Genomic DNA, 18,313 nt, shown 5'->3' with positions numbered 1-18,313 from the left:
CCTGGCAGATCCAGTTCCACGGGTGCACTGGCCTTGGGGCGTGCCTGTTTTGAGCGCTGTGTGACTTGGCGCAAATTGCTACATAATTTATAGCTTCCAGCGCTTATCCATAAAGCGCTAGAGCCTATTTTTACTCTCAATGCAACCTCCCCTGCCCTTTGCCGCCCTGCTGTTCAACGCCTTCGTCTGGGGCCTGGCGTGGTGGCCGTTTCAGCGCATGCACCAGGCGGGGCTGCATCCGCTGTGGGCCACTGCGTCGATGTATGCGGTGGTGCTGGTGGCGCTGCTGGCCTGGCGGCCGGGGATCCTGGCGCAGGTGCGGGCGCACCCGCAGCTGTGGCTGCTGGCGCTGGCCTCGGGGCTGAACAACGTGGCCTTCAACTGGGCCGTGACCATTGGCGACGTGGTGCGCGTGATCCTGCTGTTCTACCTGATGCCCGCCTGGGCCGTGCTGTTGGCCTGGCGCATTCTGGGCGAGCGCCCCACGCCCTCGGCGCTGCTGCGCCTGGCGCTGGCCTTTGCAGGCGTGGTGCTGGTGCTGCTGCCCGAGGGCGCGCCCGCCACGCGCCTGCTGCAGAACCTGTCGCTGGCCGATGGCCTGGCCCTGCTGGGCGGCTTCATGTTCGCGCTCACCAACGTCACGCTGCGCCGCCTGCACGCCGTGCCGGGGCCTGCGCGCATGGTCACCATGTTCGGCGGCTGCATGCTCATGGCGCTGGTGGTGGCCTTCATCGGACTGCAAGTGGGTGTGGTGGAGGCTTTCCCTGCCCCTAACAGCACCTGGATCGTCACCGGCTTGCTGCTGGCCGGGGTGCTCATGCTGGGCAACTGGGCGCTGCAATTCGGCGCCGCGCGCCTGGCGGCGGGCACCACGGCGCTGGTGATGCTGTCGGAGGTGATGTTTGCCAGCGTGTCGTCGGCCCTGCTGGGCGCCTCCACCCTGAGCACGCGGACCGTGCTGGGTGGGGCGCTGATCCTGCTGGCATCCTTGCTCGCGGCGCTGCAGTTTCGCCGCCCTGGCGCCACGGCCCACTGAGCAGGCCACGCGCCGCACGCGGATTGGCGGCAGGGGCTACCATGGCCCGTCATCCCAACCCCGGAGGTTCCGCATGCCCACCAGCATCTACGACTTTGAAGCCCAGCAGATGAACGGCAAGACCGTGCCCTTGTCGCAATACAAGGACAAGGTGCTGCTCATCGTGAACACCGCCAGCGCCTGCGGCTTCACGCCCCAGTTCGGCGGGCTCGAAGAGCTGCACAAGCAATACGCCGACAAGGGCCTGGTGGTGCTGGGCTTTCCCTGCAACCAGTTCGGCAGCCAGGACCCCGGCAGCAACGACGAGATCGCCAGCTTCTGCCAGCTCAACTACGGCGTGAGCTTTCCGATGATGGCCAAGATCGACGTGAATGGCGCCAACGCCTCGCCCCTGTACCAGTGGCTGGCCGCCGAAGCCCCGGGGCTGCTGGGCAGCAAGGCCATCAAGTGGAATTTCACCAAGTTCCTGGTCGGCAAGGACGGCCGGGTGATCCGCCGCTATGCGCCGCAGGATGCGCCGAAGAAGCTGGCGGGGGATATCGAGGCAGCGCTGGCCGCCTGAATCACCGACCTGTTCAGCCTGCGGCAGGCGTAGCAGGGGGCGACCACCGGCACAACACCCGCTCCCGGCCCGTGGCCGGATGGGTGTCGACCAGCCCCTCCACCAAGCCATGGCGTGCGTAGAAGCGCCGCGCGCCGTGGTTGGCCGTGGCCACATGCAGGGTCCAGCCCCCTGGGCACAGGCGATGCACCTGTTGCAGCAATTCGGCCCCCACGCCTTGGCCCTGGCAATCGGGATCTACAAACAGCTGGTGCAGATGGGCGCAGGCCACATCCAGCACCAGGAACGCCGTGACCTCTGGCCCTTCGGCACACACCAGCGTGACACAGGGCGGACCGAATTCCGCACTGACCCGCGCCTCCCATTGGCCGGGCGGAGCCACCGACTCCACCGACGGATTGGCGGAGCACCAGGCCCGGCGCCACACGCGGGCCAGGCTGGCAGAGTCGGCGTCGGTCGCGGGCCGCATGAAAGGCAGGACGGCAGAAGCTATTGCGCTGGGCGGCATGGCGGTATTGTCAGCGCACGGGGGGTACCGGGTCTGCACACAATCCCACTTCCGCCAGCCTGGCCGATGGCACCTGGCTTCGGCCGGGTAACCCGAACAACGGCCGCAACCATCCCACACGCTGCACGACCGCCGTCAGCCCCCAGCAGAGCCCCACCGTCCCGGCCACCACGGCCAGCGGCTCCACCACCGGCCCCAGCTGCGCAGGCGCCAGCCACACCACCAGCACGATGATGGCCGTCTGGTGCAGCAGGTACCAGGGGTAGACCGACTCACTGGCCCAGCGCAGCCAGGGCCAGGGCCGATTGAGGCGGTGATGGGCCCAACCCAGGATCGTGAGCAGGGCCGCCCACAGGTACACGTCTGCCAGCACGCGCAGCGGCCAGCGCGCGGACCGCACGCCGTGCTGCTGCGCCAAGCCCAGCAGACCCAGGTACAGAACCAGCAGCACCAGCGCCAGGGCGAGGGTGCGCCAGCGCAGCCGCACGAATTCCGCCCACAGACCGGTATCCAGCCCGATCCAGTAGCCGTAGACAAACACTGTGAAGTACACGGCGTGCAGCCACCCGTCATGGACCAGGTCGTGCGTGGGCGGCAAATGCGGCCACAGCAGCACCGAATACAGCGCCAGCGGCAGCACGGGCACCACCATCAGTGCAGCGCCCCGCAGCCCGGTGAAGGCACGGCGCAGGCGCTGCCCGGCGGCGGATTCGGCCAAGGGCAGCAGCGCCGCCAGCACCACGGTGTAGGCCCACAGGTAGGCCAGGTACCACAGATGGTTCCAGGTGACGCCCGCGTGCCAGCCGTCAAATGCGCCCGGCGGCCAGGTGCTGCCGCTGTAGTAGCGCAGCAGAAAGGCGCCGAAGCCCGGCGCGATGAGCCCGTTGGCCACCCCCTGCGCGTAGGGCTGGTAGGGCACGATGACGGCCATGCCAAAGGCCAGCGGCACCAGCAGGCGCAGGCTGCGCAGCCGCACCAGCCCCGCCACCGACTGCCCCCGCCGGACCAGCCCGAAGGCCAGGCCCGAGACCAGGAACACCAGGTCCATGCGCCAGAGGTTGAGCGCGCGCATGGGCGCCTGCAGCCATTCCGCCACGTACGGGCTTTTGAGGTGCCAGTGCCAGTCGGCCACGTAATACATGGCCACGTGGTACAGGATGACCAGGGCAAAGGCCAGCGCCCGCAGCGCGTCGATGTCATGGCGGCGGACGGGGGTGGAGGCACAGGAAGGTGTAGACATGGCACAACGCAGACAGGGTGGACACAGGGCCCGATGCTGCGGCCCCGCCCCTTCTCACGGCACCGCCGGGGGACGGGCTGGGGTGCCACTGGGACCAGTGGCGGGCAGGAGGGACGAAAAGAAACCGCCCCAGGGAAACTCCCGCCCGGCGGCGCACGGCCCTGCCTACACTTGCCACCCATGACCGCCCCCGCGCCCGCCTGGATCGACCGCTACCCCCACGACCGCGCCCTGCGGCGCCGTGCGGAAGTCAGCTTCTGGGCCGTGGTGCTGCTGGTGCAGGCGACCTTCAACACGGTGGTGACCCGGATCGAACTGCGCAGCGCCGGGCGGACCGTGGCCGCGTGGGAGCCGCTGCTGTGGGAGCTGACGAGCGCGCTGGTGGTGGCGGCGCTGATCCCGGCCGTGGTGGCGTTCGAGCGGCGCTTTGTGCTGCGCTGGGGCACGCTGCGGCGCCATCTGCCCTGGCACGTGCTGGCCAGCGTGGCCTACTGCACCGTGCACCTGGCGGGCATGTGGGCGCTGCGCCATGCGGGCTATGCGGCCCTGGGCGAGCGCTACCAGCCGCCAAGCTGGTGGGCGCAGTGGGGGTATGAATACCTGAAAGACGTGCGCAGCTACGCGCTCACGGTGTGCGCGCTGGTCAGCTACCGCTTCTTGCTGCTGCGCCTGCAGGGCGAGGCGCGCGTGCTGGATGCCCCCGAACCGCCCGCGCCACAAGTGCAGGACGTGCCCGAAACGCCCGCCGCGCAAGCCCCGGCATCAACGCCCGAAACCCCGCACGCCCCGCCCGCACAACGCCCCGAACGCTTCCTGGTGCGCAAGCTGCGCCGCGAGTTCCTGATTGCCGCAGGCGACATCGCCTGGCTGCAGGCCCAGGCCAACTACGTGGGCCTGCATGTGAATGGGCACGATTACCTGCTGCGCTCCACGCTCACCGACTTCCTCACCCAGCTGGACCCGTCACGCTTCGTGCGCGTGCACCGCAGCTACGCGGTCAACCTGGACGCCATCGCCGTGATCGAACCGCTGGACAGCGGCGACGCGCGCCTGGTGATGAAGGACGGCAGCAGCGTGCCCTGCAGTCGGCGCTACCGGGACGGGCTGGCACCCCGCGCGGGCTAAATACCTCGGGAGCTGTTCAAGCCCCATACCCGACTGCGTTCACAAAACACAACCCTTCACGCTGAGCGTGGACGGCTTGCGGCGATCAAACGCGAATCGATGTCAGTTATTCATTGTGCTGCGCGCCACCCTCCACGCATAAAACTGGCGCGGCCAAGGCCAGTGCCCCCGCGCAAGGGCCGCCCCGCCGCGCTGGGGGCGTCCCCCTCCCGACTCGCGCAGCGAGGAGAGAGAGGGGGAAGGCGCGAAGCGACTCAGGGGGTGCTTCACTTCACGCATTGAGCCCCGGCGTCTGCGCAGCCCCCCATTCGGGCGGGCAGGCGGCCATCTCCGCCTCCACCTTGCGCAGCATGTCGGCCAGGGTCTTGCCAGGCTCCTGGCGGAACTGTTCGTCGAGCACCACCAGATCCACGATGCGGTCGATGCGAAAACCCCGGAAGTCATTGCGCAGCTCGCACCAGGCGGACAGCGTCCAGACCTTGCCCCAGTAGAAGCAACCCAGTGGGCGCAGGCGGCGCAGGCTGGGGCGGCCGTGTACGTCGGCGTAGTTGATCTGCACCACGTGGCGACTGTGCACCGCCTCGCGCAGGGCCTGCAGGGTGGCCTGCACGCGCGGGTCCAGCCCCACCGATGGCGCATACAGCGCCTGCGCCTCGGCCGCCACGCGGGCAGCGGGGGGCAGCACCGACAGGATCTTGCCCAGCGCCCCCTCGACCTCGCGCGCCAGCCCGGCGTCGAGCCAGGCCTGGGCCAGGCGCGCGGCGGCCACCAGGGCGTTGGCCTCGCCCTGGCTGAACATCAACGGCGGTAGTTCGAAACCCGCGCCCAGGCGGTAGCCCACACCGGCTTCGCCCTCAATGGGCACGCCCTGGTGCTGGAGGTCCGCCACGTCGCGGTAGATGGTGCGCTGCGAGACTTCGAGCCGCTCGGCCAGGAAGGCGGCCGTGGACAAGCGCCGACCCCGGATTAGCTGGACGATCTGAAACAGGCGGTCGGCGCGGCGCATGGTGGTTTATTTTTTTAGAGTTTTAAGGCTCTAGCGCCTATCTATCAAGCGCTACAAGCTATCAATTTTGAAGCAGCACTCCGATATGAATGGCCACCTGGTCCGGGCCCTCATAGGCCTCAAAGTCGGTTCCAAAGCGGCGTTGCACCTGCGGGTTCTCGGCAAAGTAATGCCAGATGCGCACCCAGGTGTCGATCACCATTTGGGGCATATCGCCCTGGCCGGTAAAGACCAGGTAGTCGCCAGCCTGAATGTCAACGCGGCTGGCGCCGGGTACGGCCTGGGCCCCATCGGGGTCGGCCACGGCCACACCGGCGGTCACATCAAAGGCGCCGTGCTCGTTCGACTCGTAGCCGCTGTACACACCGAAGATGCGTCCATCGTCGCCCCGGCTGGGCAGTTTGCGCTCCCAGCTCTGGCTGAAGAAACGGTTCCACAGGCCTCCGAGGCGCGCGATGGCGGGGTTCATCTCTTCGCTGTTGCGGGTGCGCACGGCGATGCCGGCCACGCTGAATGCAGGAATCTTGATGATTGCGGGGGTGTTTGTCATGGCGGGTCCTCTCTGGTCTTCAATGGATGGAATTGACGCGCGGGCCGCTGGGCGCCGTGCAGGAGAGGCATGGTGCGTGCACGCTACTGACAACCTGATGTCAGTAGCGTGCACGCACGCTGGTGACTCCGGGTGGGCTCAGCCCATGGGCGGCGTGAGGGTGCCCACCGCCCGCCACGCGATCGGTCAGCGCGGCTGCTCGACGATAGCCGCCGTGATGCGGCGCACCACAGGCAGCACCAGCAACAGCGTGGGGAAGGCCACTACCCAGGACAGCGCCCAGGCACTCAGCCACAGGCGCGGGAGGTCCAGTGAGAAGCCCGCCACGCGCACGGTGCTGATCAGGGACACGATGAAAGTCATGAGCAGCGACAGCAGCAGTGGCATGACCCAGGCCGCCGAGCGTGCGGGCAATCTGCGCAGCCCGAGGAAGGTCTGGCGGGACGACGGCGGGAGCGAGGAAGGTTGGTTCATTGAAATTCCAGAAAGCAGACCGGTCAAGCAAGGTGCCGCCCCCACCCTGCAGCAGATGCAGGCCAGGGACCACAACCCCGGCAGGGCCGGTGTTGGTTGGCACGTTGATGGACGCAAGAACGTGTTTGCGATCTTTTCGGGGCCGCGTTGGGGCGCAATCGGGATGAGTGGCTGCTTCGGATGCGCAGCTTGGGCCCATTCCCATGCAAGCAGCCGGGGCATCCAATCGCCCGATTTCGCCCCAACCCTTCGGGCAAGTGCCTTGCCGGGCGGTCTGCGGCGTTGCGGCGCTTGTGGATAGCCGGGCTATCCACTGCGCACCGCGCCTGGCAACCCATCCCGGCAAGGCACTTGCGCGGCCCCGAAAAGACCGCAAACACGTTCTAGACGCTTACGGCAACCCATGAACCGGGTCGCGGGGAGATTCTAGGCCCCGTCGGCCCGGGCCGCGCTGGCCTTAGCTGCTTTGGCCCTCAGGCGCCGCAGCCACGGTGGCCTGGGCCCGCGCGGCGGCTAGGCGGCGCGCGCGTTCGACCTGCTGGGCCGCAGTGCGAGGCACCATGCCGTACATGTCGGCAAAGGCCTCCAGCGTCTGGCCACTGGCTTCAAAGGCGCGCAGCAGGGCTTCGTCCTTGGCATTGCGGGCTGCCCATTCGGCAAAGGCTTCTTCGAGGATGGCGTTGGCGGCCTCGTCGCGGCTTTGCACCAGCTCGGTATACGCCTCGCGCGTGAGGCCCGAGGCCTCGAACGCGGCGATCATGCGGTTGCGCAGCTTGGGCAGCAGGTCATCGGTGGCGCGGGCCTTCTTGCGGCGGTAGACCTCCAGCAGCGCGTGGTGCACATGCTCGGGCGCCATGTCTTCCACAGGCTGGCCTTGCAGGTCGTGGCGCTTGTCGCCCGCCGCCACGCTTTGCAGATACCGTGTGGAGCGGGTGTGGATGCCCAGAGCCACCTTGAGCGCCTCGCGCTCAAATAGCTCGGGGTGCGCAGCCAGCAGGTCCTGGAAGATGCCGCGCTTGAGCGGGCGGAACACGGCGCCAAACAGATGGGGATAGAGCCCCGCCAGTTGTTCCAGCGCGGGGTGAACACGCTGAGGCGCACGCGGGCCCGGGGCGCCAGCTGGCACGGTGGCGCCCTCGGCACCCTCCGCGCTCCGGGGCGCCTGGCGCCCGTCAGCATTGCGGCGGTTGCGGCCACCACGGCGCGAGCCCCCTGTGCGCTGGGGGGGAGCCCCAGCCTCCGCGGGCGCGGCTGCCACAGGCGCTGCCAAGGGTTCGACAGGGGCTGTGTGGGGTTGTTCTTGTGCGGACACGGAGTCGGTCATGGCGGTGCAGTTCCGGGGCAAAAATGGGGGCGACAAAACCCTCGATCATGCCAGCGTTGGGTCGGCGGGCGCAAAACAGCCTCTGACAGAGGCCTGAATTACCCTGTGCCTGTGCAGCAGGGCATGGGAGGGTCAGCCTGCGCGCAGCGCCTCGTCCAGCACCTCTACCCAGTGCCGCACGGGTGTGCCCGTGCCACTTTGCAGGTGCGTGATGCAGCCGATGTTGGCCGACAGGATCATGTCCGGAGGCTGGTCGCCAAAGGCTTCGCCGAGCACGCCGAGCTTGCGGTCGCGCAGCTGGTACGACAGCTCGGGGTTGAGCACGGAATAGGTGCCCGCCGAGCCGCAGCACAGGTGGGCATCGTTGCGCGCCGCGCGCAGCTTGAAGCCCAGCTGGTTCAGGTGCATCTCCACCCCGCCCCGCAGCTTCTGGCCGTGCTGCAGCGTGCAGGGCGGGTGGTAGGCGAACAGCGTGTCGGGCTTTTGCACGCGACCGGCGAGCTTATGCGCCAGCTCGGGCAACAGGTCAGGCAGCAGCTCCGACAGGTCGCGCGTGAGGGCGCTGATGCGCTCGGCCTTGGCCGCGTACATCGTGTCGTCTTTGAGGATGTGGCCGTATTCCTTGACCGTCACGCCACAGCCGGATGCGTTCATGACGATGGACTCCACCCCCTGCTCCACCAGCGGCCACCAGGCGTCGATGTTGGCGCGCATCTCGGCCTTGCCGCCTTCCTGGTCGTTGAGGTGGAACTTGACGGCGCCGCAGCAGCCGGCCTTGGGTGCGATCACGGTCTGGATGCCCACGGCGTCCAGCACGCGGGCGGTGGCGGTGTTGATGTTGGGCATCATGGCCGGTTGCACGCAGCCCGCCAGCATGAGCACCTTGCGGGCATGCTCGCGTGTGGGCCAGGCGCCGGCATTTTGGGGCGCGGGCACCTTGGCCTTGAGGGATGCGGGCAGCAGGCCGCGCACCAGTTGCCCGGCCTTCATGGCAGGGGCAAACAGGGGCGAGGGCAACCCCTCCTTCAGCGCCCATCGCAGGGCTTTTTCGCCCACGGGGCGAGGCACTTTTTCATCAACGATCTTGCGGCCGATGTCCACCAGGTGGCCGTATTGCACGCCGCTCGGGCAGGTACTTTCGCAGTTGCGGCAGGTCAGGCACCGGTCCAGGTGCATCTGGGTCTTGCGCGTGGGGGTCTCGCCTTCGAGCACCTGCTTGATGAGGTAGATACGACCGCGCGGACCATCCAGCTCGTCGCCCAGCAGCTGGTAGGTGGGGCAGGTGGCGGTGCAAAAGCCGCAGTGCACGCATTTGCGCAGGATGGATTCGGCCTCCAAGCCATCGGCGCGGGCGCGGTATTCAGGGGAGAGCTGGGTTTGCATGGTGCATGCCTGGGCGAAGAGACAAAAAAGATCAGGGCCGATTCAGCGCGGCGCGGTCGGTGGGTCCAAGGGCGCTTCCAGCGCCAGCGGCTTGCGCAAGGGGTTGCGCAGCCTTGCGCGGTCGGCCCACAGCGGGGGCAGCGACAGGGCCAGCAGCACCAGCGCCAGCGGCACCACAAACACAAAGCCCACATGCTTGAAGCCCGCCGCGCCTGCAATACCGCCCACCAAAAACATGGCGACGAGCCCGGCAAACAGCCGCAGCCGGGCCTGGTTGGCGCGCACTTGTGATTCGGGCGCGGTACCGGTGCGGTTCCAGTAGAGCATCTTGCCCATCTCGATGCCCAGGTCGGTCACCACGCCCGTCATGTGGGTGGTGCGGATCTGCGACGACGACATCTTGGTCACCGTGGCGTTCTGCAGGCCCATGATGAAGGAGAGCAGCAACACCGCCAGCGGCACGGCAAACGGTGTGGGCCAGGTGAGCGTGATGGCCCCCACCAGGCCGAACAGCAGCATGAGCACGGACTCCAGCACCAGCGGCAGCGCAAAGGTGCTGCGCAGCTTGCGCTGGCGCGCCCAGTTGATCATGATGGCCGTGGTGCCTGCGCCCGACATGAAGGCCCACAGCGCACCGATGGCACCCAGCACGATCTTCATCTGGCCCAGTACCAGGTTGTCGGCCAGCGAGGACAAAAAGCCGGTCATGTGCGAGGTGTACAGGTGCACCACCAGAAAGCCCCCTGCATTGACGGCCCCCGCATTGAACGCCAGCAGCAGGCCCAGCACCCGGTTGCTGGCGACCGTGCGGCGGTTTCCGGTGAGGTGGCGAAGGCGTCGCATGGCCAAGGTGACGGTGAAAACGGTGGTGGTGATGGAACTGACCCCGCCTACCAGGCCCGCGCCATGCGGCCGGGGTTGAAGATGCCAGCCGGGTCAAAGCTGTGTTTGAGCCGGGCGTGGATGTGTTCCAGCGCCTTGGACTGAAGGTCAAATGTGCCACTGGCGCTTGTCCCACCTGCGCTAGCAGCTACAAAAATAGAAGCATTTCCACCCACAGCCCGAGCGGCTTCGCGCAGGGCGTCGCCTGTGGATTCGGGCGCTTGCACCCAGCGCAGCGCGCCATGCCACTCGACCAGCGGCTGCGCGCCGCCCGGCAAGCTCAGCACCGGGGCTGTGGCGGGCACGGACAGGCGCCACAGGGCGTGGCCGGGCTGTGCAGCACGTGCGGTGAACCAGGGCAGGGTCTGCTCGCGGCAGGCCGTCCAGTCGGCAGCCACCGTGGCGTTGTCCATGCGCGTGCCACCCACCGTTTTGCAGGCGGCCTCGACCGCCGCCACGGCGCCGCGCAGGCGCACATAGAGCGTGCCCACGCCACCGTCTTGCACCCAGCAGCTGGCGTTCAGGGGCAGCGGCTGGCCGCCCCAGGCGTGCAGCTTGCGCAATGCGTCGGCCTGGTTGATGTCGTCAAACCGCAGCGTGGCCTCGCCGGGCGCCACGGGCAGCACCTTGAGGCTGACCTCGGTCAGCAAACCCAGCGTGCCCCAGGCACCGGCCATGAGGCGGGACACGTCATACCCCGCCACGTTTTTCATGACCTGGCCGCCAAAAGTCAGCAGCTCGGCTTTGCCGTTGAGCAGGGTCACGCCCAGAAGATAGTCGCGCACAGCCCCTACGCTGGCGCGGGCGGGGCCTGAGAGGCCTGCCGCGACCATGCCGCCCACGGTGGCGGCATCCGAGGAGGCCTTGGCGAAATGCGGGGGCTCAAAAGGCAGGCATTGGCCTTGTTCGGCCAGCGCGGCCTCCAACTCGGCCAACGGGGTGCCCGCCCGCACGGTGACAACCAGCTCGCTCGGCTCGTAGCTCACGATGCCGCGCAGCACCCGCGTGTCGAGCACTTCACCATGCAGTGCCAGGCCATGAAAATCCTTGGTGCCCCCGCCACGGATGCGCAAGGGGGTCTGGTCGGCGGCGGCGGTGCGCACACGTTCGGTGATCTGGGCAAGGGCGAGGTCCATGCCTTGCATCGTAGCGGCAGCCATGTCCGGTGCTACACCCGCAGTGCGTGAATTTTTTGAACAGGGCGCGTGCAAAGGACTCGGGCCTGCGGGCAAGTTGTCTGGGGGAACCTGCCTTGGCAACCCTGCCAAAGCCAACAGCGAGCCCCCCACCGGTACGAAAAAAACCCGCCGTTGCCGGCGGGCTCAACAACCAGAGGAGTGACTCGCTTGTTCTTGTTGCGACGCTGCGGTGCCACCAGACACCGCAGCGCGTGGGGTGCAGGCGGATCAGCGGTTGTACGCTGTCTCGCCGTGCGAAGTGATGTCCAGGCCTTCGCGTTCGTCTTCTTCCGTGACACGCAGGCCCACCGTGAGGTCAACGATCTTGTAGGCGACGAAGGAGACCACACCCGACCACACGATGGTCAGCAGCACAGCCTTGGCTTGTGTCCAGACTTGCGCGGCGATGGAGTAGTCGGCCGATGTCACCATCGTTGCCGTCACCCAGTCGGCCACGTAGCCAGGGCCACCCAGGCCAGGGGCGTTGAACACGCCGGTCAGCAGGGCACCCACGATACCGCCGATGCCGTGCACGCCGAACACGTCGAGCGAGTCGTCCGCACCCAGCAGCTTCTTGAGACCGTTGACACCCCACAGGCAGGCAAAACCGCCCACCAGGCCGATCACCAGGGCGCCGCCGATACCGACGTTGCCAGCGGCAGGCGTGATGGCCACGAGGCCGGCCACGGCACCCGATGCTGCACCCAGCATCGAAGCCTTGCCACGCATCAGCGCTTCACCGATGCACCATGCCAGCACGGCAGCGGCGGTGGCCACCAGCGTGTTGATGAAGGCCAGGGCGGCAAAGCCGTTGGCTTCCAGGGCAGAGCCGGCGTTGAAACCGAACCAGCCCACCCACAGCAGCGAGGCACCGACCATGGTCAGCGTCAGGCTGTGAGGCGCCATGGCTTCCTTGCCGTAGCCGATGCGCTTGCCCACCATGAACGCGCCCACCAGGCCCGCCACAGCGGCGTTGATGTGCACCACGGTGCCGCCAGCGAAGTCCAGAGCACCCCACTGCCAGATCTGGCCAGCCTTGCCGGTCATGGCGTCGGCCACTTCCTTGGAGGCGTAGGCATCAGGGCCCATCCAGAACCACACCATGTGGGCAATGGGCAGGTAGCTGAAGGTGAACCACAGCACCATGAACATCATGACGGCGCTGAACTTGATGCGCTCTGCGAACGCACCGACGATCAGGGCGCAGGTGATGCCGGCGAACGTGGCCTGGAAGGCGGCGAACACCACTTCAGGGATCACGACACCCTTGCTGAACGTAGCCGCGTTGGCAAACGTGCCTGCGGCGTTGTCCCAGATGCCTTTCATGAACAGGCGGTCGAAGCCACCGATGAACGCGCCGCCTTCGGTGAAGGCCAGGCTGTAGCCGTAGATGAACCACAGCACCACGATCATCGAGAACGTGACCATCACCTGCATGAGCACGGACAGCATGTTCTTGCTGCGCACCAGGCCACCGTAGAACAGCGCCAGGCCGGGCAGGACCATCAGGATCACGAGGATGGTGGAGGTCATCATCCAGGCGGTGTCACCCTTGTTGGGGACGGGAGCGGGTGCCTCGGCGGCAGCTGCGGGAGCGGCGGCTGCTGCCGCTGCGGGGGCTGCGGCAGCAGCAGGAGCCGGGGCTTCTGCGGCAGCAGCGGGCGCGGCAGCAGCCGGCTCGGAGGCGGCGGGCGCCTGTGCCAGGGACAAGTTGCCCATGGTCAGCAGACCCAGCCCCAGAATGAAGGAAGCAAGCAGTTTTTTCATGGCGTTTCTCTTCTTGGATGTAGTACGGCCGCGCCCTTACAGCGCTTCCTTGCCGGTTTCGCCAGTGCGGATGCGCACCACCTGCTCCAGGTGGGTCACGAAGATCTTGCCGTCGCCGATCTTGCCGGTGCGGGCGGCGCTCTCGATGGACTCGATCACGCGGTCCACGAGGTCGTCCGCCACAGCGGCTTCGATCTTGACCTTGGGCAGGAAGTCAACCACGTATTCCGCGCCGCGGTACAGCTCGGTGTGGCCCTTCTGGCGGCCAAAGCCCTTGACCTCAGTGACCGTGATGCCTTGCACGCCGATGTCCGAAAGCGCTTCACGCACCTCGTCCAGCTTGAAGGGCTTGATGATGGCTGTCACCATTTTCATTTTGGTTCCTCCGACATGGGCGCAGCAAGCGCCCATTGAGACTTGCTTACAGGGTTTTGGTGAGCGTGACGATCACGCGCGACTTGTTGACGTGGCCGAAGAAGGCCTTCTTGTTTGCACCCACCACGGCAGCGCCCAGCGACAGGCCACCGCCGAAGTCGTAGGCACCGCCCACGCTGTAGTCCATGTAGTTGGGCACGCCCAGGTCCTTGATGTCGCTGGCAAAGCGCGTGAAGCCGACCGAGGCCTTCACCGTCACGCTGGGGGCAACTTCCTGCGCAAACGCGAAGTTCAGGTAGCCGGTGTTGCGGCCCTTCAGGCCCGAGCCAGCCTTGGCGCCGGCAAAGCCGAAGTAGTCCTTGGAGATGGTGTGCGAATACTTGGCAGTGAAGGGGCCCATGGTGGCCGCGCCATACAGCTCGGTGGTGTTGCCGTTGCTGTTGCCAGGGTAGATGTAGGTCAGGGCGCCCACGTCCAGGTCGGCGCCGCCAGCCTTGAACTTGTAGCCGCCGTACAGGTCGGATTCGAGCGAGTTGTTGGCAAGCCAGTCCACGCTGGAGTTCCAGTTGCCCACGTACCAGCCGGTGTCGCCGAAGGCGTAGTCAAAACCGCCTTGCAGTGCAGGCTTGACCGCTTTGGACTTGGAAACGTCCTGGTCCTGGCCACGGAACTTGTAGTTGGTGGTCAGGCTGACATTGCCGGTGAGCTGGGCACTGGCCAGCATGGGAAGGGTTGCAACAAGGGCAACGCCCAGGGTCTTGATGATGGCGCGGGTCATGTTTCCTCCGGTTGGACAAAGTAGGGACAAGCGTTTTAAGCACGGACCGTGCCACGCCAGTGCAACCATTGCATCGCCTTCACATCGCCGTTGCGTTGCGTTACACCGATCCCCAAGTACAGTGACGGTGTGCGCGCGGACCATGCTGCACCTTGTTGGTGCACTACACAACAGGGCCGCGCTAAAAAACCATAAAACGCACCCATCTGGGGAGAAACCGCTTCATGAGTCTTGCTTTGGTGCAAAGCCGCGCCCTTCTGGGGCTGCAGGCGCCTTCTGTCACCGTCGAAGTGCATCTGGCCAATGGTTTGCCCAGCTTCACTCTGGTGGGCCTCGCCGAGGTGGAGGTCAAGGAGGCCCGCGAACGGGTGCGCTCGGCGCTGCAGAACGCGGGGCTGGAGTTCCCGCATAACAAGCGCATCACGGTAAACCTGGCACCAGCCGATCTGCCCAAGGACTCGGGCCGGTTTGATCTGCCGATTGCGCTGGGCATCCTCGCCGCCAGCGGGCAGGTGGACGCAAGCCGTCTTGCGGGCTATGAGTTTGCGGGCGAGCTGTCGCTGTCTGGCGAATTGCGCCCTGTGCGCGGCGCGCTGGCCACCAGCCTGGCGCTGCAGACCCAGCAGATCACCGCGCAACTGGTGCTGCCCCCCGGCAGCGCTGAAGAGGCCGCCCTGGTGCCCGCCGCGCAGGTGGTGCGCGCACGGCATCTTCTGGATGTGGTGCGCGCCTTCCTGCCGCCGGGCAGCGTGGCTGCGGGCGATGCCGACGTGGCCAACGACGGCTGGACCCGCCTGCTGGCCACCCCCATGGCGGCGAGCACAGCAGGCCCCGACATGTGCGACGTGAAAGGCCAGGCCAGCGCCAAGCGCGCGCTGGAGATTGCTGCCGCTGGCGGGCACAGCGTGCTCATGGCCGGGCCGCCGGGGTCGGGCAAGTCGATGCTGGCGCTGCGGTTTGCGGGGCTGCTGCCCGCGATGACCGTGGACGAGGCGCTGGAGAGCGCCGCCATTGCCAGCCTGGCCGGGCGCTTTCGCACCGACCAGTGGGGCCACAGGCCCACAGCCGCGCCACACCACACCGCCAGCGCAGTGGCCCTGGTGGGCGGCGGATCACCCCCCAGGCCCGGCGAAATTTCGTTGGCGCACAACGGAATCTTGTTTCTGGACGAACTGCCCGAGTTTCCGCGTGCTGCCCTGGAGGCCCTGCGCGAACCGCTGGAGACAGGACATATCACCATCTCCAGAGCGGCGCAGAGTGCGGATTTCCCCGCCCGGTTCCAGATGATCGCGGCCATGAACCCCTGCCCATGCGGCTACCTGGGCTCCACCCAGCGCGCGTGCCGCTGCACGCCCGACCAGGTGAACCGCTACCAGGCCAAGCTCAGCGGCCCGCTGCTGGACCGCATTGACCTGCATGTGGAGGTGCCCGCCCTGCCCGCCGACCAACTGGTGCAGGCTCCCGCGGGCGAAGCGAGCGAGGCGATCCGCGAACGCGTGGCGCAGGCCCGCGCCGTGGCACTGGCGCGGCAAGGCAAGACCAACCAGGCGCTGCAGGGCCAGGAGATCGACACCCACCTGCACCTGCAGGATGCCGCCGCCAAATTCCTCAACACCGCCGCCGCCCGCCTGGGCTGGTCGGCCCGCAGCACGCACCGTGCGCTGAAGGTGGCGCGCACCATTGCCGACCTGGCGGGTGCACCCTCGACCGAAGTGGGCCATGTGGCCGAGGCCGTGCAATACCGGCGCGTGTTGCGCAGCCCCGTCTGAGAGCCACAGGCGCCGATGCTGCACCGTGTGTGTCGCCTGCCACACATCAACTACTATAATTATGATAGCAATAGATATCCGTCAAATAAGCGCTAGCGTCTGATTTGAATCAAATTTCCGCGCAACCTGCTGCCAACCCCCGCCCACCCCCCGCCACAATCACCCCATGTCCAGCGTTCGCCCCACCAAAAAGACCACCGCCTCCATGGTTCCAGCCAACCCGGCGCCCGCACCCGAATCGGTGGATACCGGTTTTCTGCGCACCCTGGTGGGCTACAACGCGCGGCGCGCGTCGCTGGCCGTGATCGAGGTGTTCATGGAGCGCATGGCGGTGTACCGCCTCAAGGTGGTGGATTTCTCGGTGCTGTCGCTGGTAGCGCACAACCCGGGCGTGACCTCGCGCCAGCTGTGCGTGACGCTGGGCGTGTTGCCGCCCAATCTGGTGGGCCTGATTGCGGCGCTGGAGCGGCGCGGGCTGATCGAGCGCCGCCCCCACCCCAGCGACGGCCGCGCCATGGGCCTGCACCTGACGCCCGCCGGTGTGGAGCTGACGGCCCAGGCCGAGCAGACCGCCGCACAGCTGGAGGTGGACGCCACCGCAGGCCTCACGGCCGCCGAGCGCAAGACGCTGATCCGCCTGCTGCAAAAGGTCTACGCCCGCGACGGGGCCTGACAAAAAAAGGGGCGCTGCAGCCAGCGCCCCTTGGTCTTTGGTTTTGTGCCCGGCTTAGGGCCGCTTCTGCGCCCCGTTTATTGGCCTGCGGCCGCCGGTGCCACCGCGTCAGACTTCGCGGCCATGGCCGCAGCCAGTCCGCCCCACTTTTCGTGGAACAGGCCCGCGTCCATGGTCTTCACATTGCGCATGATCGGCTTGAAGCCCATGTGCGCCAGCACGTCGCGCTCCAGGTCAATGCCGGGCGCAATCTCGGTCAGCTCCAGCCCTTCGGTGGTCAGGTGGAACACGGCGCGCTCGGTGACGAAAAGCACGTTCTGCTCCCGCTGGGCAGCATCCAGCCCGTTGAAGGTGATCTGCTCGACCTTCTCGATGAACTTGCGCGAGCGGCCTTCCCTGACGATGGTGAGCTGGCCGTCGGCCACCTTCACCTCCAGGCCACCCGCCGTGAAGGTGCCGCAGAACACCAGGTTCTTGGTCGAGCGCGTGATGTTCACAAAACCACCGCAGCCCACGGGCCGGCCGTTGAACTTGCTCACGTTCACGTTGCCGTGGTTGTCGGCCTGCGCCAGGCCCAGGAAGCTCGCGTCCAGCCCGCCGCCGTCGTAGAAGTCGAACTGCAACGACTGCTCAATGATCGCGTCGGCGTTGTAGGCCGTGCCAAAGTCGCCCAGCTGCGCCGGGATGCCGCCGGTGATGCCACTTTCCACGCTCAGCGTGAACTGGTCCGCCACGCCCTCTTCCGCCGCCACCGACGGCACACCGGCCGGAATACCGATGCCCAGGTTGGTGATGGCACCCGGCTTCAGCTCCAGCGCGGTGCGGCGTGCGATGACCTTGCGTTCGTCCAGTGCCATGGGCGCCAGCGAGTTCACCGGCACGCGCACGTCGCCACACAGCGCGGCGTTGAACTGCGTGGTGATGGTCTGCATGTGGTTTTCGGGCTGGCTGACCACCACATAGTCCACTGACACGCCCGGCACCTTGACCGACTTGGGGTGCAGGCTGCCCGCCTTGACGATGCGCTCCACCTGCGCGATCACGATGCCGCCGCAGGCCTTGGCCGCGTGGGCGATGTTGATCTGCTCCAGCAGCACGCCTTCCTTGTCGAGCGTGATGTTGCCGTTCTCGTCGGCCAGCGTGCCGCGGATGATGGCCACATCAACCTTGGGCGCGGGGTAGAACAGCCATTCCTCACCGTTGAACTCGACGAGCTTGACCAGGTCTTCGGTGGACTTGCTGTTGAGCTTGCCGCCTTCGATGCGCGGGTCTACAAACGTGCCCAGGCCCACCTTGGTCAGCAGCCCGGGGCTGCGGCTGGCGATGTGGCGCGTGAGGTGCGACAGGCTGCCCTGCGGGAAGTTGTAGGCCTCCACCTCGCCGTCAAACACCATCTTCATCATCTCGGCGCCGGTCTGGCCAAAGTGGCCGGCCACCGTGCGCTTGATCATGCCGGGGTGGGCAAAGTGCACCATGCCCGCGTCCTTGCTGTTGCCAATGGCGCCGCAGGCCCAGGTGGTCACGTTCTTCGGGTGGCCGGTGTCGAGGAAGTTCTTTTCCACGCCCTTGAGCACTTCTTCGGGCAGGCTGGAGACGGCCAGACCGCCCAGAAAGATGGTGGCGTTGTCGGGGATCAGGGCCCCTGCCTGGGCTGCGGTGATGATTTTCATGGTGCTGTGCTCT

18 protein-coding genes are annotated in these 18,313 nt (G+C 67.0%); 5 read left to right on the top strand and 13 right to left on the bottom strand.

The genetic code is table 11. The features are described 5' to 3' along the window. Positions 1-139 precede the first annotated feature (139 nt). Together ACT89O_RS01540 and ACT89O_RS01535 are read left to right on the top strand one after the other, a co-directional pair. A complete protein-coding gene (locus ACT89O_RS01540; protein WP_487261637.1) occupies positions 140-1,036 on the top strand; it encodes a DMT family transporter in 897 nt (298 codons plus the stop codon). Positions 1,037-1,109: 73 nt separating this feature from the next. Further along, the gene (locus ACT89O_RS01535; protein ID WP_176887890.1) at positions 1,110-1,598 is read left to right on the top strand and encodes a glutathione peroxidase; all 489 of its coding nucleotides are present in this window, start codon (positions 1,110-1,112) and stop codon (positions 1,596-1,598) included. A 13-nt stretch (positions 1,599-1,611) separates the two neighbouring features. Here ACT89O_RS01535 and ACT89O_RS01530 read toward each other — a convergent pair whose 3' ends face one another. Together ACT89O_RS01530 and ACT89O_RS01525 are read right to left on the bottom strand one after the other, a co-directional pair. Next, positions 1,612-2,106, bottom strand: a complete 495-nt coding sequence (locus ACT89O_RS01530; RefSeq protein WP_487261636.1) for a GNAT family N-acetyltransferase — start codon at positions 2,104-2,106, stop codon at positions 1,612-1,614. Between the two features lie 10 nt (positions 2,107-2,116). After that, positions 2,117-3,346 carry an acyltransferase family protein gene (locus ACT89O_RS01525; RefSeq protein ID WP_487261635.1) on the bottom strand — a complete coding sequence of 410 codons (1,230 nt, stop codon included), beginning with the start codon at positions 3,344-3,346 and terminating at the stop codon, positions 2,117-2,119. 180 nt (positions 3,347-3,526) lie between these two features. Here ACT89O_RS01525 and ACT89O_RS01520 point away from each other — a divergent pair, with 180 nt between their 5' ends. Beyond that, complete coding sequence (locus ACT89O_RS01520; protein WP_218301262.1) at positions 3,527-4,471, top strand: LytTR family DNA-binding domain-containing protein; 945 nt, start codon at positions 3,527-3,529, stop codon at positions 4,469-4,471. Between the two features lie 271 nt (positions 4,472-4,742). On the opposite strand, the gene ACT89O_RS01515 is transcribed toward ACT89O_RS01520, so the two are convergent. From ACT89O_RS01515 to ACT89O_RS01470, 10 genes are all read right to left on the bottom strand, one after another. Then, positions 4,743-5,477: a helix-turn-helix transcriptional regulator gene (locus ACT89O_RS01515; RefSeq protein WP_055399814.1), complete on the bottom strand. Its 735-nt coding sequence runs from the start codon at positions 5,475-5,477 to the stop codon at positions 4,743-4,745. A gap of 61 nt (positions 5,478-5,538) precedes the next feature. Next, positions 5,539-6,027, bottom strand: a complete 489-nt coding sequence (locus tag ACT89O_RS01510; RefSeq protein WP_487261634.1) for a GyrI-like domain-containing protein — start codon at positions 6,025-6,027, stop codon at positions 5,539-5,541. A 186-nt stretch (positions 6,028-6,213) separates the two neighbouring features. Further along, entirely contained in the window at positions 6,214-6,501 is a 288-nt protein-coding gene (locus ACT89O_RS01505) for a DUF2798 domain-containing protein (protein ID WP_121421932.1), read from the bottom strand. A gap of 457 nt (positions 6,502-6,958) precedes the next feature. Next, positions 6,959-7,825, bottom strand: a complete 867-nt coding sequence (locus tag ACT89O_RS01500; RefSeq protein ID WP_436131548.1) for a ProQ/FINO family protein — start codon at positions 7,823-7,825, stop codon at positions 6,959-6,961. Positions 7,826-7,957: 132 nt separating this feature from the next. Beyond that, the gene (glcF, locus tag ACT89O_RS01495) at positions 7,958-9,208 is read right to left on the bottom strand and encodes a glycolate oxidase subunit GlcF (protein WP_436131549.1); all 1,251 of its coding nucleotides are present in this window, start codon (positions 9,206-9,208) and stop codon (positions 7,958-7,960) included. Positions 9,209-9,250: 42 nt separating this feature from the next. Beyond that, positions 9,251-10,051 (bottom strand): YoaK family protein, encoded by an 801-nt coding sequence (locus ACT89O_RS01490; protein WP_436131550.1) that lies wholly within the window; start codon positions 10,049-10,051, stop codon positions 9,251-9,253. A gap of 47 nt (positions 10,052-10,098) precedes the next feature. Then, a complete protein-coding gene (gene glcE, locus ACT89O_RS01485) occupies positions 10,099-11,235 on the bottom strand; it encodes a glycolate oxidase subunit GlcE (protein WP_436131570.1) in 1,137 nt (378 codons plus the stop codon). A gap of 261 nt (positions 11,236-11,496) precedes the next feature. Continuing rightward, a complete protein-coding gene (amt, locus tag ACT89O_RS01480) occupies positions 11,497-13,035 on the bottom strand; it encodes an ammonium transporter (protein ID WP_121421929.1) in 1,539 nt (512 codons plus the stop codon). Between the two features lie 36 nt (positions 13,036-13,071). Further along, complete coding sequence (gene glnK, locus ACT89O_RS01475; protein WP_010466918.1) at positions 13,072-13,410, bottom strand: P-II family nitrogen regulator; 339 nt, start codon at positions 13,408-13,410, stop codon at positions 13,072-13,074. 46 nt (positions 13,411-13,456) lie between these two features. Next, entirely contained in the window at positions 13,457-14,188 is a 732-nt protein-coding gene (locus ACT89O_RS01470; protein WP_121421928.1) for a TorF family putative porin, read from the bottom strand. A gap of 224 nt (positions 14,189-14,412) precedes the next feature. Here ACT89O_RS01470 and ACT89O_RS01465 point away from each other — a divergent pair, with 224 nt between their 5' ends. After that, positions 14,413-15,957 (top strand): YifB family Mg chelatase-like AAA ATPase, encoded by a 1,545-nt coding sequence (locus tag ACT89O_RS01465; RefSeq protein ID WP_487261633.1) that lies wholly within the window; start codon positions 14,413-14,415, stop codon positions 15,955-15,957. A 166-nt stretch (positions 15,958-16,123) separates the two neighbouring features. After that, positions 16,124-16,630, top strand: coding sequence for a MarR family winged helix-turn-helix transcriptional regulator (locus ACT89O_RS01460; RefSeq protein ID WP_218301271.1), 507 nt, complete (start codon positions 16,124-16,126; stop codon positions 16,628-16,630). Positions 16,631-16,707: 77 nt separating this feature from the next. Here ACT89O_RS01460 and ACT89O_RS01455 read toward each other — a convergent pair whose 3' ends face one another. Beyond that, positions 16,708-18,300 carry an acyl CoA:acetate/3-ketoacid CoA transferase gene (locus tag ACT89O_RS01455; RefSeq protein WP_487261632.1) on the bottom strand — a complete coding sequence of 531 codons (1,593 nt, stop codon included), beginning with the start codon at positions 18,298-18,300 and terminating at the stop codon, positions 16,708-16,710. Positions 18,301-18,313: the final 13 nt, after the last annotated feature.

Source organism: Acidovorax sp. NN32 (genome assembly GCF_057597245.1).
Note: the sequence above shows the minus strand (reverse complement) of the source record. Positions and strands in the feature narration are given on the sequence as shown.